At 65.7% G+C, this 770-nt stretch carries 1 protein-coding gene; it reads right to left on the bottom strand.

All coding sequences use genetic code 11. From position 1 onward, the window contains the following. Positions 1–86: 86 nt before the first annotated feature. Positions 87–770, bottom strand: a 684-nt coding sequence (locus VP06_RS33495) for an outer membrane protein (protein WP_048468150.1), incomplete at its 5' end; no start/stop codon positions are given.

Here is a 770-nt window from a genome sequence, read left to right as displayed (position 1 = left end):
ACATCAGGGGTAGTGAGTGCTCGGCCCCCGTGCGCTCGTTGCCGCCCGTCGCGTGCGCGAAGCGGATGTCGTGCGCTCTAAGGGAATCAGTCGGGAACTTGTCGTTGCCGGATTTGTTTTTTTTTGCTACCGGTGCCGGTGTAGCGGGCGGTCACACTGGAACGGCCGAGGTCGCCGTAGAGGCCCTCGATCTTGGCACTGAGGCGATCGGTGATCGCATACTCGATGCCGCCGCCGGCGACATAGCCGACTTGCATAGACGAGCGCGCGCCGGAATACGGAATCACGTTGATGCCGCCGGGGAAAAAGGGACCGGTGCCAGTGTCCGTGTAGGCCGTGCGCATTCTGACGTCGCCATAAGCGAGGCCGCCGGTGGCATAGACCATCAACCGCTCCGTCGGCAGGAAGCCGATCCGACCGCGCACCGTGCCGAGCGTCTCGATGCGTGTCCGCGACGTCAGGATGTCGGTGTCCGTGTGGCCGGGTGCCAAGTTCGTCAGCGCACCGGTTCCCGTGCGACGGCGGTCGAGGCCGGCATACTGGAAGTCCGCCTCCGCCCCGAGGACGATGCCCCCAACCTGATAATTGTAGCCGATCTGCCCGCCGCCGACGAAGCCGGTCTGCTCACGCGACTTCCGGAAGCCGTCGAGGACGCCGGGGTTGAGCCCGACGAAGCCCCGGCCTTCGGTGTATCGCGGCTGTTCCGAACCGGAGAAGGCCGCACCGGCATTCACGCCGGCGTAAATCCCGGTCCAGGTGAAGACCGGCAG

It is taken from the genome of Methylobacterium aquaticum, assembly GCF_001043915.1.
GTDB lineage: Bacteria > Pseudomonadota > Alphaproteobacteria > Rhizobiales > Beijerinckiaceae > Methylobacterium > Methylobacterium aquaticum.
This window is presented reverse-complemented; position numbering and strand designations above follow the sequence as displayed.